The organism is Nonlabens ulvanivorans (genome assembly GCF_000732625.1).
GTDB lineage: Bacteria > Bacteroidota > Bacteroidia > Flavobacteriales > Flavobacteriaceae > Nonlabens > Nonlabens ulvanivorans.
In genome coordinates this window covers 300-729 of sequence record NZ_JPJI01000017.1, presented here as the reverse complement: position 1 = coordinate 729, position 430 = coordinate 300, and the positions used below count along the sequence as shown (strand labels likewise).

General features: G+C 40.2%; 1 pseudogene. It reads left to right on the top strand.

Annotation, left to right across the window (positions count from 1 at the left end):
• Positions 1 to 430 (top strand): annotated as a pseudogene (locus IL45_RS02190) (gliding motility-associated C-terminal domain-containing protein); the annotation flags it as partial.

Below are 430 nucleotides of genomic sequence, written 5' to 3'. Positions count from 1 at the left end.
GACAGACCCATACAGTGATCCAAGTGGAGCTACAGTAGATACGGATCCAGCAACTGAGTTGAACAATACGGATGGTACAGATGAACCAGATTACAGAGATACTGATGATGATAATGACTTAATACCAACGGCAAATGAGATTCCAGATGCAGATGGAAACGGAACACCAGATTACTTGGAGATTCCAGACAATGATGGAGATGGTATCAATGACTTAGTAGATATCGATGATGATAACGATGGTATCTTAGATACGGTAGAGAATGGTGGAGTAGATCCATTAGGCGATGATGACAATGATGGTATTTTAAACTACCAAGATGTTACACCAGCCAATGATTCTAATGGCGATGGCGTAGTAGATAGTTTTGATAGTGATGGTGATGGTATTATCGATCAGTTCGATCAAGATGCTGACAATGATGGTATT